Here is a 25,098-nt window from a genome sequence, read left to right on the forward strand (position 1 = left end):
TATGGGGGAAGAAAAATGAAAATAATAGAACTACCAATTGAATTCGAATTTAATGGGCAAAAACAATGTATTTATCCAAGTTTAATTATAGTACATAATGAATTAACGTTAGTCGATACAGGATATCCAAGCTTTTTACCTTTAATTGAAAATGCAATATTAAAACATGGATATGAGATGAAAAACTTAAAGAATATAATTATTACCCATTATGATGATGATCATCTAGGGGCTTTATATGATTTCAAATTGAAATATCCTCAAATTAATATTATTGCTAGTGAAATTGAATCTAACTATATTAGTGGTGATATAAAATCAGAGAGGTTGGCTCAAGCTGAAAAAATGCTAGAACGTATGCCAAATGAAGAAAAAGAATTTGGTAAATGGTTTATACAACAGTTAAAAAATATAAAACATATTTCCGTCGATGAAAAAGTACATGATGGTCAAATGATTTTGAATAATGAATGTCAAATAGTAGCGACGCCAGGACATACTTCGGGGCATATTTCATTATATTTTCCGAATTTAGACTGTGTAATTACAGGAGACGCAGCGGTTCAAGAGAATCGAGAGTTAGTTATAGCTAATCCGAATTTTTGTTTAGATATAGAAAAAGCGAAAGAGTCATTAAATAAGATTAAAAGTCTTAAAGCAGCGCAGTATTATTGCTATCATGGAGGAAAGCTTACTTTATAAAATAATGAAAACCGGTCTTTCCTAAATCGAAAAGATCGGTTTTTTAGTTCATATATTTTGCGATTTCAACCAAATTAGTAACATTATATTTCGGTAAAATTGAAATATATATATAAAGAAGAATATATATAATTTGAGCAAGAGTATAGGGGGGAGAAGATGGGTTCGTTATTTGATGTAATAGCAAATGTTATTTTGTTTTATCCTCGAAATGACATGAAATTGAAACACCATATCGCAAAATTAAGTGAATTAGAGTGGTTTCGAAATCTACATGAAGATCCGAAGTATACAGGTTTAATTTGGAGTAATAGAAAAATTAAGAAGTTCATTTTGTCTTCTACTAACATGGAAGCATTAATAAAATCTGAGAAAAAGCAAAAAGAATTTGTTCATCTAGTACAGGATGAATATAAAAAAAGAAGATAAGAATTTTTTTATTTTTCATATTTGGCGAAACAAATGGTACAATGAAAGCTAATGTGAAAAATAAGGAAAAGAAGTGGTCTATTTGAAAAACTTTTTAGAATTAGGAATTAGTGAAACTTTTAATCATACATTACGTGAAAATGGAATTACAGAAGCAACACCAATTCAAGAGAAGGCAATTCCAGTTATTATGTCAGGTAAAGATATTATTGGGCAGGCGAAAACAGGGACGGGTAAAACGTTAGCATTCGTGTTACCGATTTTAGAAAAAATCGATCCGGAGTCTAGTGATGTTCAGGCTTTAATTGTTGCACCAACAAGGGAACTAGCTCTGCAAATTACAACTGAAATTAAAAAAATGCTTGTTCAAAGAGAAGATATTAATGTACTAGCTATTTATGGTGGGCAAGATGTAGCACAGCAATTGAGAAAATTAAAAGGTAATACACATATTGTTGTTGCAACACCAGGACGATTATTAGATCATATACGACGTGAAACAATTGATTTAAGTAATCTTTCAACGATTGTACTAGATGAAGCGGATCAAATGCTTTATTTCGGTTTCTTATATGATATTGAAGATATTTTAGATGAGACACCTGGTAGTAAACAAACGATGTTATTCTCAGCAACGATGCCAAAAGATATTAAAAAATTGGCGAAGCGTTATATGGATGAGCCGCAAATGATTCAAGTACAAAGTGAAGAAGTAACAGTAGATACAATTGAGCAGCGTGTCATTGAGACAACAGATCGTGCAAAGCCAGATGCACTTCGTTTTGTGATGGATCGTGATCAGCCATTTTTAGCAGTTATTTTCTGTCGTACAAAGGTTAGAGCAAGTAAGCTTTATGATAATTTAAAAGGACTAGGTTATAATTGTGCTGAACTTCATGGTGATATACCTCAAGCGAAACGTGAAAGAGTTATGAAGAGTTTCCGCGAAGCTAAAATTCAGTACTTAATCGCAACGGATGTAGCAGCTCGTGGACTTGATGTAGATGGTGTAACGCACGTATTTAACTTTGATATCCCTGAAGATGTAGAAAGTTATATTCACCGCATTGGCCGAACAGGACGTGCAGGTGGATCAGGTCTTGCAATTACGTTCGTTGCAGCGAAAGATGAAAAACATTTAGAAGAAATTGAAAAAACGCATGGTGCACCAATACAAAGAGAAATAATCGAACAACCGAAGATAAAACGTGTAGATGAAAATGGAAAACCGGTACCAAAGCCGGCTCCAAAGAAATCAGGTCAAAATCGTCAAAGAGATAGCCGCGAAGGTTCAAGAAGTGAATCAAGACGTGATTCGAGAAATAGCTCGAGAAGTGATTCAAGAAATAGTTCGAGATATAGTTCTAGAAATGAAAATAACCGATCATTTAATAAGCCAAGTAATAAAAAAGGTAGTACAAAGCAAGGTCAGCAAAGACGTGGCCGTTAAATAGTTATAATTGTAAAAGAGTCGCAAAATATTGTGGCTCTTTTTTTGTTTGTATACAACAAGGAAGATGGCAAGAAAAAAACAAAAATTTCATTCACCGCATTTGAAATTTATAAAGGAAATTTTATAGTCCAAAACCAGTAGAGCAAGGGTATTACTACCATGTCGCAATTCAAGAACAAGTGCAACTTATGCATGAAAAATATTTAAGCGGAAAAATCGAGAGAAAGCAATTTGTAACATATTCAAACGGTACGGGAATGTTATGCAGTAGCAAAAGAGAACGGAACTTATTATGTCTATTATTTCGGCAGAACACTTTGGTTGAAAGAAAAGGTATTAAAGTGAGCGAGTATTTTCATTACACGTTCCGCAATTATCGAAAGGGGACAAGAGAAGTTTATGAAGAATTTAACTCGTATTGGGGTACGATCGTTGGAAACTGGAAAAATAATTTGTTCTTTTTGTTCGATGGGGAACTCAAGAGGCACAACTGCCATCCTTATTAGTAAATTGCTTACTATGATGATGAAGGTAATGAAGAATGAAGTTACCAGAAGGGACAGCATGCGAAATAAGAAAAAAGGACTAGCAGTCGTACCTGCCGTCCTTTAATAGGAGAAAAAGTAATCTTGTTTAGAACTACGCATAAACAGAAAATCTGCTTGTAATTAGTTTTACCCTAAATATACGTGTCTATACAAAAAAGGGATAAGTAAAAAATACTTATCCCCGGAAGGGAAATCCCAAGCACCAAAATGGCTCGTATTGGTCTGCAGGTTCAAAAGTAGTATATGTAAAACGAAAAATCTCATACAAAAAGCAGACAACGATTTTGGTTGTCTGCCAGTGAGTTCAATGAGTTAGCTAATTGTGATAATTTGCATCCCCATTGCGAGAAGAGTGAAGCTGCTAGTTCAAACAGCTTGTTGGTATTATTTTCGATTTCTTAAAAAATATACAGAGAAAGCAGATAAGTGAAGAACCTACCTGCTTTTGCTGTAACAAAAGAAAGAGGTATTAGCCGTGGAAACGGCGGCTTGAAAATAGTATGTATTTTTATTTGAAAAATATTCAAGAGGTGAAGAAACATGGAATGTTTAAAAGGTGTTTGTGAAATTAATCAGCTAATTAGTAAAACAAAATAGTTATTTGGGAGAAAGGGAAAATGAATATGAGATGAATTGAAGCTGTTGAAGAATTATTTGAAGTGATGAAAGAATACTTTTGGAAGGGAACATCTTTAAAGGGTGAAGCTAATGATTTTAATATTGTATCTTGGCTAATTGAAGAAGCGATCCGTAAAACAAAATAAAGATTTCATTTTGTAGCAATGGGGAATAGATATGTGTACTTATTGGGGGAAAGTAGATAGGGCAAGAACCGGAACAAAATAAAAGAGCGGCTAGCAAAAGCTAACTGCTCAATACAAGGAGATACAGAGAAGACTACTTTAAATGAATGTTGGCATACAGCCTACATTCAGTATTGACCGAATATTTATTTTAAATTCAATTTATTTAAAGTAAACATCCCAACAGATAAAATGGTTGCGCCTGCTACAGAACCTAGCCAGTCTCTCCAGCCTAATGTATTTAAAGATGCATCTGTTAAATCCGTAATTAAGAAGATAGCAAACATTAATACACCAAATGCTAAGCATCCCCAAAATGTTTGCGAATATTTAATCATCTTCTTTCGGAAGTTGCTCATATAAATCACCCTTATTAATAATTTATATTTTTATAAATAAATTATCGCATGTGCGAAAATTAAAAGTGCGAAATATGCAATATTACATATTGGAACTCAACAAAATACTCCATTGATAAATACATAGATTGAACGGAGGGGGAACCGTATCGTATGAATCAAATGTCATTTTTTGAAGTCATCGATGTAAAGGAGATGCGCTGACTGGTGGTGAAGGAGCTGAAAAACTACAAAGTATTGTGCGTCTGGATGAAGAATCGAGAAAAATAGGATCAAGCGGAGGGCATCGTTCTTTTCCTAAAATGAAAGGTGACGATAAGAAAAATGAGATACGTTTTAAACAAATTGAGCGGACATTAAAAAATAAAAATTTATAAAGGAAATAGAAAGTGGGATGTTGTATATACAATAATAGGAAACTTTTTACTAACTATACATATAATTTTAATAGACCGACAGTCGGTCTAGTGGGAAGGAGAACTTGAATGCGAATTGTAAAGGAGTATGAGGAGCGTAGAAAGGAAATTTTAGAAACAGCTGAGCGTTTGTTTCTTACGAAAGGTTATACGAAAACAACCGTGAATGACATTTTAAAAGAAATTGGTATAGCAAAGGGGACGCTTTATCATTATTTTAAGTCGAAGGAGGAAGTAATGGATGAAATCATTATGAGGATTATTAAAGAGGATGTCACTAAGGCGAAAAGGATTGTCTCCAATCCCGATATTCCAGTTTTAGATAAGTTATTTAAAATTTTAATGGAACAATCACCAAAATCAGGAGATGTAAAAGAAAAAATGATTGAACAATTCCATCAACCAAATAATGCAGAAATGCATCAGAAAAGTTTAGTGCAATCCATTATACATTTATCTCCTGTATTAACGGAAGTTTTAGAGCAAGGAATAGAAGAAGGCATATTTTCTACCTCGTACCCACAAGAAACGATTGAACTGTTAATTTCCTCAGCGCAAGTCATATTTGATGATGGTTTATTCCAGTGGAAACCTGAAGAAATGATAAACAGAGCTAAAGCTTATATCAAAATGATGGAAGCATCTGTCGGAGCGAAAGAGGGATCTTTTGATTATATGATGGAGGTTTTAATTAAACAGAAATAGTGATTTTCTGTTTGAGTATTATCGACCGGCAGTCGGTCTAGGTTAAATGAAGGATGTGACGAGGATGCCAGCAAGTATTCAATCTTCCTTGAAAGATTTTCACTTAATGGTAAGTGGTCAAATTATTACTATTTTAGGTTCAACACTATTACGTTTTGCTCTCTCACTATATGTGCTAGATATAACAGGGCGTGCAGATATATTCGCAGGGTTATATGCAGTAACGAGTATTCCGTTTCTGCTAGCACCTCTTGGCGGAGCAATAGCAGATCGTTTCAACCGCCGTAATGTAATGGTCATTTTTGATTTTATAAACGCTGCTATTGTATTAAGTTTTATAGTTTTGTTATTAACTGAATCGGTATCTATTTTATTGATTGGAACAATTATGTTTTTACTAGCAGTCGTTAGTGCAATGTATTCACCAGTTGTAATGGCGAGTATTCCGCAATTAGTTCCAGAGAAAAAGTTAGAACAAGCAAACGGTATCGTAAATGGTGTGCAAGCATTATCTAATATAGTTGCACCTGTACTAGGAGGAATATTATACGGCATAATTGGTTTGAAAATGCTCGTAATAATAAGTTGTCTCGCTTTCTTTTTATCTGCAATTTTAGAAATGTTTATTACAATACCATTTATAAAAAGAATACAGGAAGGCCATATCGTACCGATAATTGTAAAAGATATGAAAGAAGGTTTTCTTTATGTTTTAAAGCAACCTTTTATTTTGAAGGCTATGTTACTTGCAGCTTTACTAAACTTAATTTTGACACCGTTATTTGTTGTTGGAGGACCTATTATGTTACGAGTAACTATGCAGAGTAGCGATACGATGTATGGAATTGGAATGGGGTTAATTGATTTTGCTACCATATTAGGTGCATTGTCAATCGGTTTCTTTGCTAAAAAGTTACAGACGAAAACATTATATAATTGGATGCTTATCATAGCTTTATTAGTAATACCAGTGGCACTATCAGTTACACCGTTTATTCTTAATTTAGGATACTATCCACCATTTATCCTCTTTATACTTTCTTTTCTTTTAATCGCAATGATTATGACAATTGTATCCATCTATGTGATTACTGTAGTCCAAAAGAAAACACCAAATGAAAATCTAGGAAAAGTAATGGCAATTATAACAGCGGTATCTCAATGTATGGCACCAATTGGGCAAGTCGTATATGGTTTTATGTTTGAAGGATTCAGTACGAAAATTTATTTACCTATATTAGCTATTAGTTTCATAATGATAATAATAGCGGTGGTGACGAAGAAAATATTATCGAATGAAGGGAACTAGCTTCATATGCTTAGAGTATTAGCGAAACCCAACTTTAATCAATTCTTCATCATTTACTTCAATTACGAATCTATATTCTTTGTCTAATAGCCAGTAATAAAAACTGACTGCATCAACGTCAACTAGTGATTGGAATACTTTATCAAGATTTGTACTTACTACAGGGATTTCATAGTTATCCCATATTATAAAAATCTGTTCATCAAAATCTAGTTGGTTTGCTCTAATAAGGGAAATTAGTTGTTCTTTGTTCGAAGCTATGAATTGATTATCTATCTGTTCCCAATCTATTCTTCCAGAGACAGTTATAGGAAATAAATTCATTAAAATAGTAGCAATCTGCTGGCTTTTTTCTTGGGGGAAAATGACAGTTTCGTTTCCTAGGGATTCAAGGCATTCATTAAACAAAGGGTTTGTATCATTTCTGTTTTTTGTTTTCAGTGCTCTTAACTTTTGTCGCAATTTCCATTGTCTTGACGATCTATCATCCATTTTTAACATTCCTTATACAATTATTTAAGAATGAGTATGGCATATAAGGGAAGTCTTTATGAAAAGGAACTTTTTAAATATAAATTAAACAAAAGCGTTATTTGAAAAAAGGGCCTTTTACGGAAAGATAAGAAGCCATCAAAAAATATAACAACATAAAAATTTTATATTATGTATATACAATTTGAAAAGTTGGTGGAAATAATAAATTGTATAAAATTCTTATAAAAAAAGCCCTAGGATTAGGGGATCTAGGGCTTCCTCTGTTGGTATATCTCACACGACATTAAAAAAGAAAAGAACTTAATGAAGATAACACATGAATGTTTCGTAAATGTATCAAAAAAGTGAACAAAAGCGTTATTTTAAGGACCATGATATATCATCAAGGGCTTTATAAATATAACTATACATTCGGTAAAAGAGATATTTTGGATTGTATTTTTGTTTCCAGTTCATAATAATCACCTCTCATACAAATAGTTTAATTATATTATAAGGTTATTAAAGAGAATGTTAAGAAAACTTGATATGAATTAAGGTGAATTTAAACAAACTAGTAATTGTAATTAAAAAGCAGTTAGCTTTTGCTAGCTGCTTCACTCACTGGGAGTTTTTTTATGTAATTTAGATAAAGAAACTAGCCATTAAAAATATTGCTCCTATCAAAATTAGAGAATCAACTAAAATCAAGAACTGTTTTTTCTGTGGCTTTTGAAATTCCTTTATTAATCTAAAAACTGCACTTATTCCGAAACAGATGTATAACAAAATCATTATTATTTTTAGTATTACTAACACTCCTAATATATTAATTAAGAATTGGATAATATATCCATGTGAGTTTTTAATAAAACCCTTATTTAAATAGAAAATGCCAGCTGAAATGTCAAGGGTGTATCAGCTGGCACTGAAATAGATATTAAATTTTAATATTAGGTTTTTTAGTTCGTACTTTTGTTCTTATTTCTAGAAGAGATTGTACCAAATATTGCTCCGGACATTGCTCCGATCAAAGTCATAAAAATTGCACTCCATACTGCAAATGACATAATTACACCTCCTAATAATAAAATGCCGCAACTATATTTTTATTATATGTGAATTTACGGATGTTAAGTGGGGGAAAAGTTAGAAAATTAAACAAAACCGTTAATTAAATTAAAAAAAGAGCCCCGCGATAATAGCTGCAAGGCTTCATAAGTTCGAGTTATGTCGTACTCACAAGGGATTTTAACATGAATGTTGTGGTAAACATACTGGTAAATGTATCTAATTTATTTAGAGCATTTATTTTAAACAAAAACACTATTTGATAAGTATATGTAAAAAAAGAGCGCCTTGTAAAGGCACTCTTTGCAAAGTCTTTTGTCTACTGTCGTGTTTTTATATTTACAATTCAGTAGCTTTGAAAGTTTGTTATTTTTAACAAAAATTTAATTTTATGGAAATGAAAACCCTAGTTTCCTAGGGTAATGGTATAACAGCCAAATATATTTTATTCTTTTATATCGTAACTTAATTTTACGTTAAAAACATCAGGTAAGTGTAACCAATTGCAGAAAATAAAAGAGCTGCCAGCAAAAGCTAACTGCTTGGTTCTCCAAGGGGAAAGGAGAAAGGTTAGGGATTTCATTAAATGAGTTTTGGCTATTGCCTATCTATATTATTAACGGAATATTGAGTTTTATTCACGAAGAACGATGTTTAACTTAATGCATAGCCAACAATCAAAGTTAGTGTTAAAAACACTGATAATACCAATGTTAGTAAGACTGTTGCTACACTTCTAAGCATCGCAATCCAATTATTCATCTTAGAAAATCCTATGATGGCAGCAAAAAAAGTTCCTATTGCTAAAACTAGTAATATAAACAAAGGGTGAATGTGTAATAAATCCGTGAAAAATTTGAATAGTTCAAGTGGAATTTCAAAATATAAACGGAATAGCCCAACGCAAACTAAAGAACAAATAAAGGACCATAGATTGATGTTATGCTTCATAGCTTTCTCCTATGTTATCAAAATAGTTTTACTTAATTTTAATGGAAAATAAAAGAAAAAGATAGCGGTTATAAATCAAAATGAATTTTTTAACAAAATAATCCTTTGAATAGAAAGTGAAGTTAGGAGAATAGCTAATTTAAAGAAAGGAAAAATTAGAAAAGCTATCGTGCGTCGTGCAAAGGCCGTAGAGAAATACCAAGTCGATAAAGTTTGGAGAGGTGTTTTTGTAAAAGCTGGAATAATAATGGTACTTGTAATTATGATTGCAGAAGTTGATCATAGATATGGATTTTATAAGGGAAGCAAGAAAGCTAAAAGTAGAGTAGGAGGTGTGTAATTTGAAAAAAATTTTAGAAGTAAAGCAATTAAATAAAAAATACTCAATAGATGGAAGTAGAAATTTCGAATTACTAAAAAATATAGCTTTAAAGATAAATGAAGCAGAGTGTGTATCGTTCATGAGAGCTTCTGGCTCAGGGAAATCGACGTTATTATATTATATTAGTGGAATGGATCAAATGTCATCAGGAAGTGTGAAAGTGAATAGTAAAGAAATATCATGTATGAAAGAAGAGGCGTTAGCAAAAATATCCCTTAACGAAATCGGCTTTATTTTTCAGCAAAGTAACCTTCTTAAGTGACTCATGTTGTATAGGTAGCAGCGAAAACAGAAAGAGTTCTTTTTTTGGCAGACGGAGAAATTGTTAGTGAAATACGGATGGGTAAATATGAACATGATTATTTGAAAGTACGAGAAGAGAAGTTGTTAAAATGGTTAGCTATACTTGGATTTTAAAGGAAAAAACTCCTATTGAATGTAGGAGTTTTTTCTTTGTTTGAAAGTTCAAAAAGATATATAATAATTTTCTGACTATTAAAATGTGGAGGGTAAAAATGAAAACTGAAACGTTACACACACAAGAAGATATTTTAAAAATGCTTGATTCATTATTAAGACCTGCTGAACCATTTTGGAATGAGTTTTATGAGAATAGAGAAAAGGATGTTCCGTTTTTTGAAAATGTTCCAGATGAGAATCTAGTTTCTTATATACAAAAAGAGAGAGTTTTAAAAGGGAAAGTATTAGAACTTGGATGTGGTCCGGGTAGAAATGCAATTTATCTAGCGAATGAAGGATTTGATGTAACAGCAGTGGATTTATCTGTAGAAGGCATTAACTGGGCAAAAGAGAGGGCATTGGCAAAAGGGGTAGAAATTCATTTTATTTGTGATTCAATTTTTAATTTAGAGGTTCAAAACGAATTTGATTTTGTATATGATTCGGGCTGTTTGCATCACATTCCACCGCATAGAAGAATAAATTATGTGGATTTAATTAAAAACTCATTAAAATCGGGTGGTTATTTCGGATTAACATGTTTTGCAGCAGGCGATTTAGATGAGCGAAATGGATCAGAAATAACAGATTGGGACGTATATAGAGAATGGAGTCTACAAGGTGGTCTTGCATACTCGGAAGAAAAGTTAAGAGAGATATTTAAAGAATTTGAGGTAATTGAGATTAGAAGGATGAAACAAATGAAACAACCGAAAGAAATGTTTGGAGAATCATTTCTTTGGACAGCATTATTTAAGAAGAAATAATAAAGTAGATAATTGACAAACTCATCGTTTTTATAGACAATATATTCATAGGAATATACGTTCTGTTTTTGAGTGACGTATGTTTTACATAACAAGGGGCTGTCTCCATATGAGTAACGCAAATCAAAAAATTACTACGTTTTTAATGTTTGAGGGCAAAGCTGAGGAAGCGATGAATTTTTATACGTCGCTATTTGATCAATCAGAAATTGTAAGTATTTCTCGCTACGATGAAAATGGACCTGGTAAAGAGGGAACTGTAATTCATGCAACTTTTACGCTAAATGGCCAAGAGTTTATGTGTATTGATAGTTATGTAAATCATAATTTTACATTCACTCCAGCTATGTCTCTTTATGTAACTTGTGAGACAGAAGAAGAAATTGAAACGGTCTTTCATAAACTAGCGCAGGATGGAGCAATTCTTATGCCTTTAGGTTCTTATCCGTTTAGTAAAAAGTTTGGCTGGTTAAATGATAAGTATGGTGTATCTTGGCAGTTAACTCTTGCTGAATAAAAAAGAAAAAGCGTAACTTATTTGTTTAATCGATTTAGTTAAAAGCTTGAAAAATTAAATAACATAAAAAAGCGTTCCAACTGTCAACAGGTTTGGAATGCTTTTTTTATGTGGAAGTGAGTTGTTTAAAAGTTAACAATTCTATGATTAGTTTAAATGAATGGAATAGATGTGTAATTTTTTGTCTTTTTAGAATTTTTTTAGTAATTTTTGCATTTATCTGTTAATGTAAATATAGACAACTATGTATGAACTATTAGGCAGGTTAATAGAAAAAGGAAAGCATTAAGCTTACACATTGAATGCAACTAGATCGTTAGGAGGACTAATCGCAATGGATACTACACAACAAAACAGTAATGCATGGGATAAGAAGGTTGAAGAAGGTTCTAGATACACGCAGCCTGTAAGTAGCGAGGTTATTGAGAAAAGCAAATCAGGTGAATGGGAGATTACAGTCACTACGGAAAAATCAGTTCCTAGAAAGTGGTTTCCAAAGTCATTAGATGGATTAAAGATACTTTGCTTAGCATCAGGTGGCGGACAACAAGCACCTGTTCTAGCTGCTGCTGGAGCAGATGTAACAGTTACTGATATATCTAAGAAGCAATTGGAACAAGATGAAAAGGTAGCAAAACGGGATGGTTTGACTTTAAAAACCGTACAAGGAGATATGTCAGACCTTGGTGACTTTGAGGATGAATATTTTGATATTGTTGTAAATCCTGTCTCTAACTTGTTTGTAAAAGATGTTCATCTTGTATGGAATGAAGTTTCTAGGGTTTTAAAGAATAAAGGTATTCTTATTGCTGGATTTACAAATCCGTTACTATGGATTTTTGATGATAACCAAGAACAAAAAGGTATTCTTGATGTTAAACATTCAATTCCTTCATCAACATTGGATTATTTACCAGAGGATGAAGTTCAAGATTACATCGATTCAAATCAAACAATAGAATATGCGCATACTTTAGAAGACCAAGTCCAAGGCCAAGTTGAAGCTGGTTTTGTTATAACAGGTTTTTTTGAGGATGATTTTGGTGGAACAAGGATATTAGATAAGCATATTAAAACATTTATTGCGACAAAAGCTATAAAGTTAAAGATGGATTAAGAATTTTTGCTTGTCGCACGGGGCGTTAGTCGAAGAAGGCTCTTAAAATAGAAAAGGATGGCGCTTGCCATCCTCCTTCTTATGTATTCTGAGTGGCGAAACTATTCTCAAAACAAGTTTTACACTACCAATCGTATAATTAGGTTATGCTTTTATATTAAGAATTTTGCTGACCGAATTTTTTCCCGAGTTTAGCTAACAATTCAGGCTGATCTCCTTGGCTCATTATAACTTCAATAAAGATAAGTTGATTCTTATTAAAAGTTATATTTGTTAAGACTTCTGCTAATTCTGTTTCATTCTCAACTTTAAATGTTAGACTTTTTTCTTCTGATCCGAATATGCTCGATAAGTTAGTATAATCCCACATCTGTATGTCATTATAAGGTTGGTTTTGGCCGTGAATCGCACGTTCAACAGTGTATCCGTTGTTATTGATTAAAAATATAATCGGTTTTAAATTATGACATAGTATAGTCGATAACTCTTGGACAGTTACTTGGAAAGAACCATCACCAATAATTAAAATGTTGCGCCGTGATAAATTGGCGAGCTGTGTACCAAGTAGAGCGGGTAATGTATATCCGATTGATCCCCATAACGGTTGTCCTACATATGCAGTGTTATTAGGTAGAGGGATAGCAGCACTACCAAAGAAAGGTGTTCCTTGCTCTGCAATTAAGACGTCTTTTTCTTGTAAGAAATGGTACATTTGCTGCCAAAAACGTTTTTGAGTGACCATTTGTGCTTTTGGATTGAACTCTTCAGTAAAAGGTGATGATGCTGAAATAAATGGCTTAACGTCAAGAGTATCTTTATTATGATGCTCAATTGAATCACTTAAATGTTGTAAAACATCCTGCATTACAACTGGACCGTATTTTTTATCTATAATTTTCACAGTGTAGGGATGGATTTCTATAACTTGTTCTTTTGTAAAACCTTGTGTGAAGCCGCCTGTAATAGTATCAGTTAACTTCACACCAATACTAATAATACAATCAGATTCATCAATTCTTTTTCTCAAGTACGGAGAACTTACATCACCAGTATAAATCCCTATAAATTGAGGGTGTTTTTCTGGGAATATTCCTTTTCCCATACTTAACGTCGCGATGGGAAACCCAGTTTTTTCTACGAATTGATGTAAATGTTCTTTAGCGTGAAATCGATCTACTTCAAAATCAGCTAAAATTACAGGTTTTTTGGCACTATTTATTTTTGAAATGGCATGTAGAAGCATTTTATTTAATGCTTCTTTATTACTTAAAATAGGTTTATTTATAATAGGTTCTGTCGGTTTATTAATTGGTTTATTATACACATCAATCGGCAAATTAATATGAACCGGGCGTTTTTCATTCCAACATGCACGTAAAACACGGTCAATTTCCTCAGCAGCATGTTCAGCTGTTACATTTGTTTGTGTCACAGTGATTTCTCGATACATATTGGAAAAGTGATCGAACTTTCCATCTCCTAACGTATGATGGACGATTGCTCCATTTTCCATTACTTTTGTTGGTGGCGTACCCGTGATTTTTATAACTGGCACGTTTTCCGCATATGAGCCAGCAATACCGTTAATAGCGCTTAATTCTCCGACACCGAAAGTAGTAATAAGAGCAGCGATTCCTTTTATGCGAGCGTACCCATCTGCTGCATATGCAGCATTTAATTCATTACAATTGCCAATCCACTTTAAATTTTCATGTGCTACCACATCATCTAAAAAGGCAAGATTATAATCACCAGGAACCCCAAATATATGTTCAATTCCTAATTCGTGTAGTCTATCCAATAAATATGTACTTACAGTGTATTGTTTTTTCAAATGAATCAGCTCCTAATTATGCAATGAATGTTTCAATAGACTGAACAAGTTCTAATGCGTTGATTAAAATATTCATTACTAGATTGTGGTATAATTTACATACAGGGGGAAAGTAGATGACACAACATAAAGAAGAACAGATGAATGAGGCATTAGCATTATTTTATTTTGCATATAAAACATTTACTGAAAAGCCAGATGAAATTATAAAAGAATATGGCATTCAACGAGTACATCATCGAATTTTATTTTTTATCGCACGTTTTCCAGGGATAAGTGTAAATGAGTTATTATCACTATTAGAAATAAGTAAACAAGCTCTTCACGGACCGCTACGTCAACTTGTGGAAAAGGGCTTAATTGAGAGTAATGAAGCTATGCATGATCGACGTGTGAAACAGTTGACTTTAACAGAAAAAGGTACAGATTTAGAGAAAAAACTGAGTGATGTACAAAGACAACAAATGGGTGCTATTTTTTCAAAATTTGGTGAATCATGTGAGGACAATTGGCACCAAGTTATGAATGAAATGGCAAATAGCCGATCAGGTTTTGATGCTTGGGTATCAAAACGGGAAATACCAGTCGATCAAAAATAATGAAAAAACTTCTGTTTTTATCGTTTGAAAAAGAACAAATTTTATCCATACATTTGGCAACTATCGTTTGGTCATAGAGTGAATGGATAAAAAGATACATTACTAGATACTTTATACGTGTACGCAATGGAACAATAAAATTCACATTTCCGAAAGGGGAATTATAATGATAAAACTTGTACTTATTCGTCACGGACAAAGTTTATGGAATCTTGAAAATCGCTTTACTGGATGGACAGATGTTGATTTATCAGAGAACGGATTAAGTGAAGCGAGAGAAGCAGGAGCAATATTAAAGAAAAACGGATATACTTTTGATGTGGCTTATACATCTGTATTAAAACGCGCAATTCGGACGTTATGGATTGTACTTCATGAGATGGATCTTACTTGGGTCCCAATACATAAATCTTGGAAGCTAAATGAAAGGCATTATGGTGCATTGCAAGGGTTGAATAAAGATGAAACTGCTCAAAAATATGGTGAGGAGCAAGTTCATCTTTGGAGAAGAAGTGTTGATGTAAGACCACCGGCTCTTACTGAAGACGATTCTCGATATGAAGCGACCGATCCAAGATATAAAACACTCAAAAAAGGTGAATTTCCGTTAACTGAATGTTTAGAGGATACGGAGAAGAGAGTACTTGCTTATTGGCATTCAGAAATTGCGCCGACATTAAAAAGTGGTAATAAAGTAATTATTTCATCACACGGTAACACAATTCGCTCGCTAGTAAAATACTTAGATAACCTTTCAAGTGATGGTGTAGTTTCATTAAATATTCCAACTAGCATTCCGCTTGTTTATGAATTAGATGAAGATTTACGTCCGATTCGTCATTATTATTTAAGTATGGATGGAGAAGTACCTGAAGGGGAAATTCCGAAACATATTTCTTTTTAATACGAAAATTTGAAATGGATGCTTGTCTACATATACAATGTAGACTCATGGTAAAGTAAAACTTTAATCAGTGGGGGTCTTATTGCCCACAAATAGCAGGATAAAAGACGTGGTACCTTCTAATATATATGCGATGTAGCTAATTTTAGAAGCTTGTCCACGTCTTTTGTCATAAAGAGAGCGACTTGCGCATGTAATGATATCGTGAGTAGTTTTTGAATGGAGGGTGATGTGATTAATGATCTCTAACATTCGAATTGGCTTATTTGTTTTAGCGATTGTCTTTGTAGTCCTTGTTTTCTTTTTTTGGAAAAATGAGGAGTTGTACGAGGAGAAAAAGCAACGTATTAGAAAGACTTGGTATGGTTTGTTTATCATATCTGTCACTGTGTATTTCATGATAAAAGGAATCGATTTAACCCTCTGGAAAAATCTTTTGATGTTTACTGCGATGGTTATTTTTGTTGATATTGCGTTCATTTTAACACCTAATATTTCAGAAATATGGGGTGCGAAATTTAGTGATATTGGCAAGACAGTTCAATCAATAAAACGATCATTAATTGCATCTAAAGCGAGAGGAGAAATATACACGACAATTATTCAAAATGTTAATCCATCAGTATTCGGTACGATGGAATGGCATACGGAAGAGGAATATACAAAGAGCTTAAATGCATTTTTAGATTCATATGGGGAAAAGATTGGTGCGAAAATTGTTGTTTTTGAAGCCGCGAAGGAATTAAATACAAACTTTCGTGGTATTCGCTCGCAATTTAGTATTATCGTTCCGTTAGAACATATCGAGCAATTGAATGAGCAGAAAGCGGTGCAAGTAGAAAATGTCGGGATTATACCAGCAAAAATAGTAAGTGACGTTTTCATTGTTATTGATGGAAAGAAAAATAACCTGCAAGATCGGGATTTTGAAAATGTATATAATTTAACAATACATCATAGTTATTTTAGTAAATAAGGACAGAATCTTTTTCTGTCCTTTTCTTCTATACATAAATTAAAAACAAAATCCGACAAAGTTGAATAAAATTGGACAATCATTCCTACACTAGCATGTAGAGGTGATTGTAGTGGTAAAAGATTATGACAATGATTTTTTTAAAGAAGATAACGAAGATACAACAGATTTCTCTTTAATAAAAGGGGATACGTTGCAGCAAGTAGAAGAATTAGAAGAAGAATTAAAAAGAAAATCATAAGTGTACACTCTTTCTATATTTGTTATATAATATAAATAAAAGGTTGTATCTTTTTGAAAAGGGGGAGAAGAGATGGCTGAAGTCAATGTACAAAAGTCTTCGTTTTTTAAAGAAAAAAAAGAAGAATCCAATACAGATTTCTCTCTTGTGAAAGGTGCATTAACGGAGAATATAAATCGGTTAGAGAAACTGATGAATAATAGTAGTTCAAAATATATACAGGTGAAAAGAACAAAAGAAAATGCATAGAGCATTTTCTTTTGTTTTTTTATTTAATAGTAAACTTATCTTTTACTTTTTTAGGTAAATCTGTTTTCTGAATCTCTTCATAGGACTTTACTTCAATTGATGATATTTCATTTTTGCTATTATCATCTTGATCTACATAAAGGCGTAAAAACGCGTCTTCATTTAATTTATGATTGTTTTCTTTTTTTGTACTTCTAAATGTAATTTGTTTTTTGACGCCATCTTCATCATATGCGGGCAGCGTATAGTTTCGTAAGTTTCTACCATCTACTTTTTCGATAGTTCCTTCGCATTTTATCTGCATGTAATATACATCTTTACCAATTCTATTTAGTGACGCTCTCTCACAGCCAATAGTAAAACTCGAAAGTAATAAACATAGTGTAATAATTGCTAAAAACTTTTTCATTTTCTTTATCTCCTTTAATGTGCTTCTTTAAAAAGTATACGGCTATTATTAAATGAGAAAAATCGATATAGATTACAACGCCCTTACAATGGTGTAAGAGTGTTGTACATAAAATGAACAATAAAAGTAAAAAGAAAGGTAAAATAATGAATCATGGTATAATGATATGAGACTTACATATTATTTTGTTATTTGGAGAGGAGCTTGAAAAATGTATTCTACTTTAGAACAATTAACAGAGCACCCTGTATTTTATCATTTTGCAGAAATTTCAAAGATTCCTAGAGGATCAGGTAATGAAAAGGAAATTAGTGATTATTTAGTGGGCTTTGCAAAAGAGCGTAACTTAGAAGTCATTCAAGATGAAGCATTAAATGTCATTATTAAAAAAGAAGCAACAGCTGGTTATGAAAATGTACCAGCTATTATTATTCAAGGTCATATGGATATGGTTTGCGAAAAAAATCAAGCAACAGTACATGATTTTGAAAAAGATCCAATTGAATTACGAATCATTGGGGACATGTTATATGCAAATCAAACAACTTTAGGTGCTGATAATGGTATTGCAGTTGCGTATGCATTAGCTTTATTAGATTCGAAAGAAATTCCGCATCCAGCACTTGAAGTCGTTATCACTACTGAAGAAGAAACGACAATGGGTGGGGCTTTTGCTATTGATCCAAATCATTTTGAAGGAAAGATATTTATAAATATTGATTCTGAAGAAGATCATAAATTACTTGTAAGTAGTGCAGGTGGTGCGAAAGCTGTTGAAACAATTCCCGTAATTTGGGATGAAGCGCCAGCGAATATGGATGCATACCGTCTATATGTTGGTGGTCTAAAAGGCGGACATTCTGGTATGGAAATTGATAAACAACGTGGTAATGCGAACAAAGTATTAGGACGAGTATTACGTGATTTATCAGCACATACGGAGCTTTACATAAGTGAAGTTCATGGCGGATTAAAAACGAATGCAATTCCGCGTGAAAGTGTAGCTACAATTTTAATTCGTATAGAAGATGTAGGACAAGTAGAAGAAAAACTAGAATCATGGACACGTGTATTACAAGAAGAAATGCGTGCTGTTGATCCAGATGTTCATGTTACACTGACAAAATTGGATGAAACAGTTGAAAAAGTATTTGCTAAAGAGACACAAAAGCAGCTTATTTCATCATTATTCTTAATTCCGAATGGCATTCAAAGTATGAGCATGGATATTAAAGGTCTTGTAGAAAGCTCAACAAATTTAGGCGTTATTGAAACGTTACAAGATGAAATTAAATTACGTAACGAAGTGCGAAGTTCTGTAAGTAGTTTAAAACAACATGTTGCAGAAGAAATCAAATATATTGCTGAATTAGTTGGTGCTACATTTGAAATAGAGTCAGAGTATCCAGAATGGCCATACAATCCAAACTCACAAATTCGTAATTTATTTGAAAAAGTGCATGAAGAAAAATACAATAAAGAAATTGAAATCTTCGCTGTGCATGCGGGGATTGAGTGTAGCGCATTTGTTCAAAAAATGCCTGAATTAGATGCAATTTCATTCGGACCAGACATTTTTAACGTCCACACTCCAGATGAACATATCAGTATCTCTTCTGTAGTGAATAACTGGGGATTCTTCATTGATGTAATGAAGGGTACAAAAGAATTAGCTAAGTAATAACGACGAAATAAAAAGGAGCCTATAAAAATTTATAGGCTCCTTTTTTGTATTGGAATTTATCCCGCTATTTGCAGAGCAGCCCGATTGGTTTAACTAACAATCAGTGGGGGATGAATAAAACCACTACTGATCAAAGTTTCACTTTATGAGAAGTCATTTTTCGTTAGTATGTAATATTAAGCTTGAACAATTAATAAGGATGAATTGTTGATGTTTTTTAGTACTGATGAAGGGGTGGAGAAATGAAGGGAAGAAAGCATTTTATTGTTTGTATGTTTTTATTGTTCTTCACATTTAGTTTTATTGGTGTTCAGAAAATAATAGCAGAAGAAGTTGAATTTACAGGAACAACAGCTCCATTGAATGTAAATGTTAGAGAGGCAAAAAGTTTGAATGCAAATATTGTAGATGTGATTCCCGGAAATACAACAGTATCTTTTAAAGGATGGGAGTATGGTGAAGCGGTTAAAGATTACTGGACAGGAAATTTAGATAATCGTTGGTTTTATTATTTTAAAGATGGAAAAAAAGTATATGTAACGTCAGCGTATATTAATGGAAATCCTCCAAATACATCAATAGATCGTAAATTATCTGTACCTAACATATTACAAGAAAGATCAAATTGGTGTTGGGCAGGCACTTCGGTTTCAGTTTTAAATTATTTTGGGAAAACTCCTTCACAAGATCAGTACGTTAGGTATGTTAAGGGTGGATCATATAATAATCCTGCAACTTCACGTGAAATACAATATGGATTATCGGGATATGGGGTTAGCTCAGCTATAAGTTCGGGAGCAAAATCGTATGATTGGTTCAAAAGTCAAATTAATAGTAATCAGCCGATGATTGCACTCATTATGTGGCAAAATGGAGCTAACATCGGACACTTTCTAGTACTTGATGGGTTTTATAAAGGGACAAATGGAACAGATTATATAACATACATGGACCCTTGGTATGGTGATCATTATAATCATAATTTCAGTACGTTCCATAACAATAATAATTTTTGGTGGAGTGAAACTGTCTATAATATCCATGTAAACTAATAATATTAAAAGCGGAGGTTCGTAAATGGGAAAACTACTTAAGCTTGTGATACCGTGCATGTGTTTAATGACCGTTATTATTTTCGCTAGTAAAATTAGTTATGCATCAAAAAATAAAAGTGAATCAGTACAATCGATCGCATTAAAAGATTATCAATATAGTAAGGGAAGTTCTTCTGAAAATTTAAGTTTTGAAAAAATAACAACATCTCCATTTTCGTTACCAATCTATGAAACAATTCCAGCACAGCAAATTTTAAATAGCTCTGAATTTAAGAATTTACTATTACCAACAAATGAAAAGCTGTGGTTTATTATGAAGGGTGAGCAGCCAGAAGGACTAATTGTTGCGAATGATACTGAACCGATTCGAACGGGCGGAGAAAATAGAAGTAAAGATTTATATGGATTATATAAAGCAATAAAAAATAATACAAATGAAACAAAAGATATTAGTTATTTCGAATTTGAAGGGCAAGGAATATTGGTAGTAAATCAAAATAATAATCAAGAAATATACCTTAGTAAAGGTGCCGCTGCCATATTAAAACTTCCTGCTGGTCAAAAAGTATTGAGCAGTGAAGTATTACAGAAAATGAAAGAGAGAATTGTAATTGCTTTTAAATAGTTAAATATAAACTGAATAAATATATATATGTATTTAATATGAAATTTCATGTACTGTATTATTTTCGAAAATAATACAGTACATGGTATAAAAAGGATAACAAAAAAAGAGTGTAAGATATTATGAAAAAATGATGATTATAGTAGGAATAGTTGATTCTTACTTGTTTTGTATAGGGTTCGATTCAAATTGCACTTCACATTTAAAATATTTAAATAATTCAAACGGAAAAGCTTGACCTTCACACTATGTAAAGGTTTACAGTAAGACAGAAAAGGAGGTTAAGAAATGAAAAAAATAACGAATTTGTGTATGAGTGCTATACTAACCACATCTATTTTCAGTGGTTATGCTCTAGGGAAAGGGATTGAGAAAGTTCAGGCGATGGAAATTGAAAAAACGCAAAGAAAAGATATGAAGAAAGTAGAGGTACGAAAACAAGTAGGAAAGTATACAATGCCAGATGAAAAAAGCAAACATGAAGGAACATGGCTACAATGGTCTCATGAATTTACATATGGGCAAAAATATCAGCAAGAAGTAGAGCCAATTTGGATTCAAATGACAAATGCTTTAAGCAAAGGCGAAAAAGTTCATATTGTTGCATATGATCAAGAAGAAAAAGAAAGAATTACTGAAGTTTTAATAGATCACGGGGTAAATATGGGGAAAATTGATTTCTTTATCGCACCTACTGACGATGTATGGACAAGAGATACTGGACCAATTTTTGTTTATAATAATGACAAAAATCTAAAGATATTAGACCCAGGATTTAACGGATGGGGAAAGAAAACACCATATAAGAAAGATGCTCGTCTTCGTGAGAATCTTAGTAAACAGTTAGGAATTGAAAGAATTGATTGGAATAAATTTGTTCTTGAAGGTGGCGCATTTGAATTAGATGGTAATGGAACTGCTTTACTAACTAGAAGTGCTGTGACGAATAAAAATAGAAATGCAAAATTGTCAGAAAAAGATATTGAGAAATATATTAGTGACCTTGGGGTAACAAATTTTATTTGGTTAGATGGAGTACCTAACTTAGATATTACTGATTTTCATATTGATGGATTTGCAAAATTCTACGATAAATCTACTATTATAACGTTAAACAAAAAAGATTTAGCTGAATGGGGAACGTCTGATAAAGATATTAACAAGTTGTTGCAAGCAAAAGATGCTGAGGGTAATAAGTACAAGTATGTATATCTGCCGTTAAGCAAGAATAATGTTACATTAGAAAACGGAAAGCAACTTGATTATAAAGGTTCATATATTAATTATTATATAGCGAATCAAGTTATCTTAGTTCCTAACTATAATGACCCTAATGATAAAATAGCAAATGAGACGATTCAAAAACTTTATCCTGATCGTAAAGTGGTGGGGGTTGATGTAAGAGAGCTTTATAAAAATGGTGGTATGATCCATTGTATTACTCAACAACAACCAATTAATTTAAAATAATATATTTATAGTGTTTAGGGAAGTTTTCTATTTCTTATGAGAACCTGTTTATCCATAGGATAGGTAAAGATGCGATGGCATGTTTACCTATTTTATTGTATTTTTTATCCTGCATTAACGGGCAGCTCGAATGATTAAAGTTTCACTTTATAAGTTAAGTATACCTTTCCTATAAACTGAAGAAACCCACCCTTTTTCAAAAAAGCTTAATCAAAATGGATGGATTTTCTACATTAAAAGCTATACTTGCTGTTTCTGGTACAATCATTCTTACTAAAATATCTAAATACAATCTATATTTTTTCTTTTAGCAATCCATACATGCCCATCACCTTCAGAATTACCTTAAATAATAAAAGTTCAGCGACTTTTCTGTTTTTATTTGTAAATGAACACATTATACTTGGCCAATTATTGTGCAACCTTTTCGAATAAATGATTTTCTTTATTTGAAAATAAGGGTGCATCTATAAAACCATAATGATAAACTAAAATACCTAATTCCACTCTAGAATTAATATGCCATTTTTCTTTAATATGATTAATTATCGTTGAAATTCTTCGAGGGGTAACATATATTTTTTTTGAAATTTCTACATCTGTAAATCCTTTTGCTACATAAATAGCCACTTCTAACTCTCTTTCGGTCAACATTCTTTTCATAAAATACGCTCCTTCGAAATTATTTATATAAAAATCAAAAGAAACTATTAAAAGAAATAAAGGTGAAAAATCATATTTATTTTAATCTGGCTATTTGCGGGTAGTAAGACTCCCACCTCAAAATTTAGATGTGGCAAAGAAGTCGGACTCCCTGAAAAAGCCTGCCTGGAGTGGACTAATAATCAGTGGGGATGAATAAAACTCCCATTGATTATTAGTGAACCATATTTTAATAATTTCTCGTATTGTGATACAAGTTTGTAAAAGAAACTATAAATCCATATAATTAGTAATTGTAACTATGTTAATTTTACATTACATTAAAAGTTGGAAAATATTCTTATACTCATAAAGTGTTACATTTGAGGGAGGAAAGATGGAATTCTACAATCTAGGTATTATTATTAAAGAACTTAGAAAGAAAAAAACATGTCACAATCTGAATTATGTCATGGAATATGTTCACAAAGTCAAATTAGTAAGATAGAAAAAGGTTTTATTTATCCATCTAGCATATTGTTGTATCAATTATCTGAAAGACTTGGTATTGATCCAAATTATATATTTGCACTAACCAAAAACAAAAAAATAAAATATATTGAAAACGTAAAATATGTAATGAGAGATTGTGTGAAACAAAAACAATATAATGAGCTTTACGAAATAGTGAAAAAAGAGAAAAACGAAAATAATTTCCAATCAAAAGAAGATAAACAATTTCTATTATGGCATGAAGCGATTGCTATATATTATGTAAATGGAGCAACAATTAATGCTTTTGACATTTTAAATAGAGCACTAAAACAAACCTTAAGTAGTAGTAACTTTTTATCAGAAAAAGAAATAAGCATAATGAATTCAATTGCTATAATACATGCAGAAAATAAAGAGTATGAGAAAAGTATAAATATATTAAAACAAAGTTTAATTAATTTTAATAAGATAGAATTTCCTAGAGAAAAAGAAATCAAATTAAGACTCATTCATACGTTAACAAAATGTTTACACCTTGCAAATCAATATGAAGAAGCAATAAAGTATAGTGAAATAGGTATAAAATTAGCCATTAATATGAATACTTTATACTTATTAGGTGAATTATTCTTTGAAAAAGGTGCAATTTTATTAAAATTTCAGCACTCTAATGAAGTTGGTTTAACATACATAAAAAAGGCATTATTTATATTTGAATTAACAGAAAGAAAACAATATATAAAAATGATCAAGGATAAATATATTAAAAATCAAGAATAAACAAGAAATAATTCTAACATAAGTTATCCCTAATTGGTATTTATTCCTAAAAAAAGTGCTGTAATACGAACTATTCCTAATTGTTGTTTATTGCTAAAATAAGTACCGTAATATTAGATAAAAATAAAGGGTGGCATTTTATGAAAACAAGAGGGATTACTCGTAAAGCAGATAGCATGGGGCGTATTGTTATTCCAATGGAAATAAGAAGGAGTTTAGGAATTGTAGAAAAAGATTCTCTTGAAATGTTTATAGAAGAGGATCAGATTATTTTACGAAAATATCAATCTCCAAGAGCTTGTGCACTTACAGGTGATATTTCAGACAGCAATATCTCGTTAGCGAGTGGGAAGATTGTTGTAAGTCCAAATGGGATGGAACTGTTAATAAAGAAGTTACAGCAATATCTTTTAAAATAAAAGGTAAGTAAGAACTTTAAAATAGAATATACTTGAAAAAAAGTCCTCTATCACCATTTAGGGGACCTTTTTATTGTTATCAATAAAATTGAGAGGCCGTAGTTGGCTCAATGAAATACGAATTACCTTATAAATAGTCTGACTATTTTTTATAAAAAAACTATTGATTTACATTTTTTGGTTTCGTGTTATATTTTTAGTGTCAACATATTAATATTGAAAATTCTGATTTTAAACTCAGAAAAACTTTAGAA

At 32.0% G+C, this 25,098-nt stretch carries 27 protein-coding genes and 2 pseudogenes; 23 read left to right on the forward strand and 6 right to left on the reverse strand.

The features are described from left to right. The first annotated feature begins 15 nt into the window (after positions 1–15). From ACTJJY_RS15505 to ACTJJY_RS15520, 4 genes are all read left to right on the forward strand, one after another. On the forward strand, positions 16–702 hold the full coding sequence (locus ACTJJY_RS15505) for an MBL fold metallo-hydrolase (RefSeq protein ID WP_440605904.1): 687 nt from the start codon (positions 16–18) through the stop codon (positions 700–702). Positions 703–861: 159 nt separating this feature from the next. Beyond that, positions 862–1,131, forward strand: a complete 270-nt coding sequence (locus ACTJJY_RS15510) for a hypothetical protein (protein ID WP_440605905.1) — start codon at positions 862–864, stop codon at positions 1,129–1,131. 73 nt (positions 1,132–1,204) lie between these two features. Further along, positions 1,205–2,581: a DEAD/DEAH box helicase gene (locus ACTJJY_RS15515; RefSeq protein WP_440605906.1), complete on the forward strand. Its 1,377-nt coding sequence runs from the start codon at positions 1,205–1,207 to the stop codon at positions 2,579–2,581. A 471-nt stretch (positions 2,582–3,052) separates the two neighbouring features. After that, a complete protein-coding gene (locus tag ACTJJY_RS15520; RefSeq protein WP_003270556.1) occupies positions 3,053–3,196 on the forward strand; it encodes a hypothetical protein in 144 nt (47 codons plus the stop codon). A gap of 885 nt (positions 3,197–4,081) precedes the next feature. Here the strand turns inward: ACTJJY_RS15520 and ACTJJY_RS15525 are convergent. Further along, the gene (locus ACTJJY_RS15525) at positions 4,082–4,294 is read right to left on the reverse strand and encodes a hypothetical protein (protein ID WP_440605907.1); all 213 of its coding nucleotides are present in this window, start codon (positions 4,292–4,294) and stop codon (positions 4,082–4,084) included. Between the two features lie 239 nt (positions 4,295–4,533). Between ACTJJY_RS15525 and ACTJJY_RS15530 the strand changes: the two genes are divergently transcribed. The 3 genes from ACTJJY_RS15530 (at position 4,534) to ACTJJY_RS15540 (ending at position 6,724) form a co-directional block, all read left to right on the forward strand. Then, positions 4,534–4,671 (forward strand): hypothetical protein, encoded by a 138-nt coding sequence (locus ACTJJY_RS15530; protein WP_440605908.1) that lies wholly within the window; start codon positions 4,534–4,536, stop codon positions 4,669–4,671. Positions 4,672–4,779: 108 nt separating this feature from the next. Then, a complete protein-coding gene (locus ACTJJY_RS15535; protein WP_440605909.1) occupies positions 4,780–5,415 on the forward strand; it encodes a TetR/AcrR family transcriptional regulator in 636 nt (211 codons plus the stop codon). 64 nt (positions 5,416–5,479) lie between these two features. After that, entirely contained in the window at positions 5,480–6,724 is a 1,245-nt protein-coding gene (locus ACTJJY_RS15540) for an MFS transporter (RefSeq protein ID WP_440605910.1), read from the forward strand. A gap of 18 nt (positions 6,725–6,742) precedes the next feature. On the opposite strand, the gene ACTJJY_RS15545 is transcribed toward ACTJJY_RS15540, so the two are convergent. Together ACTJJY_RS15545 and ACTJJY_RS15550 are read right to left on the reverse strand one after the other, a co-directional pair. Beyond that, positions 6,743–7,216: a CDI toxin immunity protein gene (locus ACTJJY_RS15545; protein WP_149149578.1), complete on the reverse strand. Its 474-nt coding sequence runs from the start codon at positions 7,214–7,216 to the stop codon at positions 6,743–6,745. Positions 7,217–8,923: 1,707 nt separating this feature from the next. Then, positions 8,924–9,220, reverse strand: a complete 297-nt coding sequence (locus ACTJJY_RS15550) for a hypothetical protein (RefSeq protein WP_098126153.1) — start codon at positions 9,218–9,220, stop codon at positions 8,924–8,926. Between the two features lie 154 nt (positions 9,221–9,374). Between ACTJJY_RS15550 and ACTJJY_RS15555 the strand changes: the two genes are divergently transcribed. The 5 genes and pseudogenes from ACTJJY_RS15555 (at position 9,375) to ACTJJY_RS15575 (ending at position 12,462) form a co-directional block, all read left to right on the forward strand. Then, on the forward strand, positions 9,375–9,560 hold the full coding sequence (locus ACTJJY_RS15555) for a DUF3983 domain-containing protein (RefSeq protein WP_440605952.1): 186 nt from the start codon (positions 9,375–9,377) through the stop codon (positions 9,558–9,560). 1 nt (position 9,561) lies between these two features. Continuing rightward, positions 9,562–10,019: pseudogene (locus ACTJJY_RS15560) on the forward strand (ATP-binding cassette domain-containing protein). A gap of 98 nt (positions 10,020–10,117) precedes the next feature. After that, entirely contained in the window at positions 10,118–10,828 is a 711-nt protein-coding gene (locus ACTJJY_RS15565; protein ID WP_440605911.1) for a class I SAM-dependent methyltransferase, read from the forward strand. 109 nt (positions 10,829–10,937) lie between these two features. Further along, positions 10,938–11,345, forward strand: a complete 408-nt coding sequence (locus ACTJJY_RS15570; RefSeq protein WP_000063589.1) for a VOC family protein — start codon at positions 10,938–10,940, stop codon at positions 11,343–11,345. Positions 11,346–11,679: 334 nt separating this feature from the next. Further along, positions 11,680–12,462: a class I SAM-dependent methyltransferase gene (locus ACTJJY_RS15575; protein ID WP_440605912.1), complete on the forward strand. Its 783-nt coding sequence runs from the start codon at positions 11,680–11,682 to the stop codon at positions 12,460–12,462. Between the two features lie 157 nt (positions 12,463–12,619). Here ACTJJY_RS15575 and ACTJJY_RS15580 read toward each other — a convergent pair whose 3' ends face one another. Then, the gene (locus tag ACTJJY_RS15580) at positions 12,620–14,305 is read right to left on the reverse strand and encodes an alpha-keto acid decarboxylase family protein (RefSeq protein WP_440605953.1); all 1,686 of its coding nucleotides are present in this window, start codon (positions 14,303–14,305) and stop codon (positions 12,620–12,622) included. Between the two features lie 107 nt (positions 14,306–14,412). On the opposite strand from ACTJJY_RS15580, the gene ACTJJY_RS15585 reads away from it, so the two are divergent. The 5 genes from ACTJJY_RS15585 (at position 14,413) to spoIISB (ending at position 17,265) form a co-directional block, all read left to right on the forward strand. Continuing rightward, positions 14,413–14,895 (forward strand): MarR family winged helix-turn-helix transcriptional regulator, encoded by a 483-nt coding sequence (locus ACTJJY_RS15585; protein ID WP_440605913.1) that lies wholly within the window; start codon positions 14,413–14,415, stop codon positions 14,893–14,895. 166 nt (positions 14,896–15,061) lie between these two features. Next, positions 15,062–15,799, forward strand: a complete 738-nt coding sequence (gene gpmA, locus ACTJJY_RS15590) for a 2,3-diphosphoglycerate-dependent phosphoglycerate mutase (protein ID WP_440605914.1) — start codon at positions 15,062–15,064, stop codon at positions 15,797–15,799. Between the two features lie 238 nt (positions 15,800–16,037). Then, complete coding sequence (locus ACTJJY_RS15595) at positions 16,038–16,775, forward strand: type II toxin-antitoxin system SpoIISA family toxin (RefSeq protein WP_053564491.1); 738 nt, start codon at positions 16,038–16,040, stop codon at positions 16,773–16,775. A gap of 112 nt (positions 16,776–16,887) precedes the next feature. Further along, entirely contained in the window at positions 16,888–17,016 is a 129-nt protein-coding gene (locus ACTJJY_RS15600) for a hypothetical protein (protein WP_000237818.1), read from the forward strand. A gap of 72 nt (positions 17,017–17,088) precedes the next feature. Continuing rightward, entirely contained in the window at positions 17,089–17,265 is a 177-nt protein-coding gene (gene spoIISB, locus ACTJJY_RS15605) for a stage II sporulation protein SB (RefSeq protein WP_000852629.1), read from the forward strand. A 19-nt stretch (positions 17,266–17,284) separates the two neighbouring features. Here spoIISB and ACTJJY_RS15610 read toward each other — a convergent pair whose 3' ends face one another. Then, positions 17,285–17,674: a YxeA family protein gene (locus ACTJJY_RS15610; protein WP_440605915.1), complete on the reverse strand. Its 390-nt coding sequence runs from the start codon at positions 17,672–17,674 to the stop codon at positions 17,285–17,287. A gap of 211 nt (positions 17,675–17,885) precedes the next feature. Between ACTJJY_RS15610 and pepD the strand changes: the two genes are divergently transcribed. The 4 genes from pepD (at position 17,886) to ACTJJY_RS15630 (ending at position 22,508) form a co-directional block, all read left to right on the forward strand. After that, positions 17,886–19,355 (forward strand): beta-Ala-His dipeptidase, encoded by a 1,470-nt coding sequence (gene pepD, locus ACTJJY_RS15615; RefSeq protein WP_440605916.1) that lies wholly within the window; start codon positions 17,886–17,888, stop codon positions 19,353–19,355. Between the two features lie 245 nt (positions 19,356–19,600). Beyond that, positions 19,601–20,410, forward strand: a complete 810-nt coding sequence (locus ACTJJY_RS15620; protein ID WP_440605917.1) for a papain-like cysteine protease family protein — start codon at positions 19,601–19,603, stop codon at positions 20,408–20,410. 25 nt (positions 20,411–20,435) lie between these two features. Beyond that, entirely contained in the window at positions 20,436–21,038 is a 603-nt protein-coding gene (locus ACTJJY_RS15625) for a hypothetical protein (RefSeq protein WP_440605918.1), read from the forward strand. A gap of 288 nt (positions 21,039–21,326) precedes the next feature. Beyond that, a complete protein-coding gene (locus tag ACTJJY_RS15630) occupies positions 21,327–22,508 on the forward strand; it encodes an agmatine deiminase family protein (RefSeq protein ID WP_440605919.1) in 1,182 nt (393 codons plus the stop codon). 411 nt (positions 22,509–22,919) lie between these two features. Here the strand turns inward: ACTJJY_RS15630 and ACTJJY_RS15635 are convergent, their stop codons facing one another. Further along, complete coding sequence (locus ACTJJY_RS15635; RefSeq protein WP_000827555.1) at positions 22,920–23,171, reverse strand: response regulator transcription factor; 252 nt, start codon at positions 23,169–23,171, stop codon at positions 22,920–22,922. Positions 23,172–23,547: 376 nt separating this feature from the next. Here ACTJJY_RS15635 and ACTJJY_RS15640 point away from each other — a divergent pair. Together ACTJJY_RS15640 and ACTJJY_RS15645 are read left to right on the forward strand one after the other, a co-directional pair. After that, positions 23,548–24,425: pseudogene (locus tag ACTJJY_RS15640) on the forward strand (helix-turn-helix domain-containing protein). 140 nt (positions 24,426–24,565) lie between these two features. Then, positions 24,566–24,844 carry an AbrB/MazE/SpoVT family DNA-binding domain-containing protein gene (locus ACTJJY_RS15645; RefSeq protein ID WP_088021275.1) on the forward strand — a complete coding sequence of 93 codons (279 nt, stop codon included), beginning with the start codon at positions 24,566–24,568 and terminating at the stop codon, positions 24,842–24,844. The last annotated feature ends 254 nt before the right edge of the window (positions 24,845–25,098 follow it).

This window comes from Bacillus sp. 22475 (assembly GCF_052044835.1).
GTDB lineage: Bacteria > Bacillota > Bacilli > Bacillales > Bacillaceae_G > Bacillus_A > Bacillus_A cereus.

Bases quoted from the DNA above. Each gene is read 5' to 3' on its own strand.
- ACTJJY_RS15505 (WP_440605904.1), top strand. From the start codon at position 16: ATGAAAATAATAGAACTACCAATTGAATTCGAATTTAATGGGCAAAAA.
- ACTJJY_RS15510 (WP_440605905.1), top strand. From the start codon at position 862: ATGGGTTCGTTATTTGATGTAATAGCAAATGTTATTTTGTTTTATCCT.
- ACTJJY_RS15520 (WP_003270556.1), top strand. From the start codon at position 3,053: ATGGGGAACTCAAGAGGCACAACTGCCATCCTTATTAGTAAATTGCTT.
- ACTJJY_RS15525 (WP_440605907.1), bottom strand. From the start codon at position 4,294: ATGAGCAACTTCCGAAAGAAGATGATTAAATATTCGCAAACATTTTGG.
- ACTJJY_RS15535 (WP_440605909.1), top strand. From the start codon at position 4,780: ATGCGAATTGTAAAGGAGTATGAGGAGCGTAGAAAGGAAATTTTAGAA.
- ACTJJY_RS15540 (WP_440605910.1), top strand. From the start codon at position 5,480: ATGCCAGCAAGTATTCAATCTTCCTTGAAAGATTTTCACTTAATGGTA.
- ACTJJY_RS15545 (WP_149149578.1), bottom strand. From the start codon at position 7,216: ATGGATGATAGATCGTCAAGACAATGGAAATTGCGACAAAAGTTAAGA.
- ACTJJY_RS15550 (WP_098126153.1), bottom strand. From the start codon at position 9,220: ATGAAGCATAACATCAATCTATGGTCCTTTATTTGTTCTTTAGTTTGC.
- ACTJJY_RS15565 (WP_440605911.1), top strand. From the start codon at position 10,118: ATGAAAACTGAAACGTTACACACACAAGAAGATATTTTAAAAATGCTT.
- ACTJJY_RS15570 (WP_000063589.1), top strand. From the start codon at position 10,938: ATGAGTAACGCAAATCAAAAAATTACTACGTTTTTAATGTTTGAGGGC.
- ACTJJY_RS15575 (WP_440605912.1), top strand. From the start codon at position 11,680: ATGGATACTACACAACAAAACAGTAATGCATGGGATAAGAAGGTTGAA.
- ACTJJY_RS15585 (WP_440605913.1), top strand. From the start codon at position 14,413: ATGACACAACATAAAGAAGAACAGATGAATGAGGCATTAGCATTATTT.
- gpmA (WP_440605914.1), top strand. From the start codon at position 15,062: ATGATAAAACTTGTACTTATTCGTCACGGACAAAGTTTATGGAATCTT.
- ACTJJY_RS15595 (WP_053564491.1), top strand. From the start codon at position 16,038: ATGATCTCTAACATTCGAATTGGCTTATTTGTTTTAGCGATTGTCTTT.
- spoIISB (WP_000852629.1), top strand. From the start codon at position 17,089: ATGGCTGAAGTCAATGTACAAAAGTCTTCGTTTTTTAAAGAAAAAAAA.
- ACTJJY_RS15610 (WP_440605915.1), bottom strand. From the start codon at position 17,674: ATGAAAAAGTTTTTAGCAATTATTACACTATGTTTATTACTTTCGAGT.
- pepD (WP_440605916.1), top strand. From the start codon at position 17,886: ATGTATTCTACTTTAGAACAATTAACAGAGCACCCTGTATTTTATCAT.
- ACTJJY_RS15620 (WP_440605917.1), top strand. From the start codon at position 19,601: ATGAAGGGAAGAAAGCATTTTATTGTTTGTATGTTTTTATTGTTCTTC.
- ACTJJY_RS15625 (WP_440605918.1), top strand. From the start codon at position 20,436: ATGGGAAAACTACTTAAGCTTGTGATACCGTGCATGTGTTTAATGACC.
- ACTJJY_RS15630 (WP_440605919.1), top strand. From the start codon at position 21,327: ATGAAAAAAATAACGAATTTGTGTATGAGTGCTATACTAACCACATCT.
- ACTJJY_RS15635 (WP_000827555.1), bottom strand. From the start codon at position 23,171: ATGAAAAGAATGTTGACCGAAAGAGAGTTAGAAGTGGCTATTTATGTA.
- ACTJJY_RS15645 (WP_088021275.1), top strand. From the start codon at position 24,566: ATGAAAACAAGAGGGATTACTCGTAAAGCAGATAGCATGGGGCGTATT.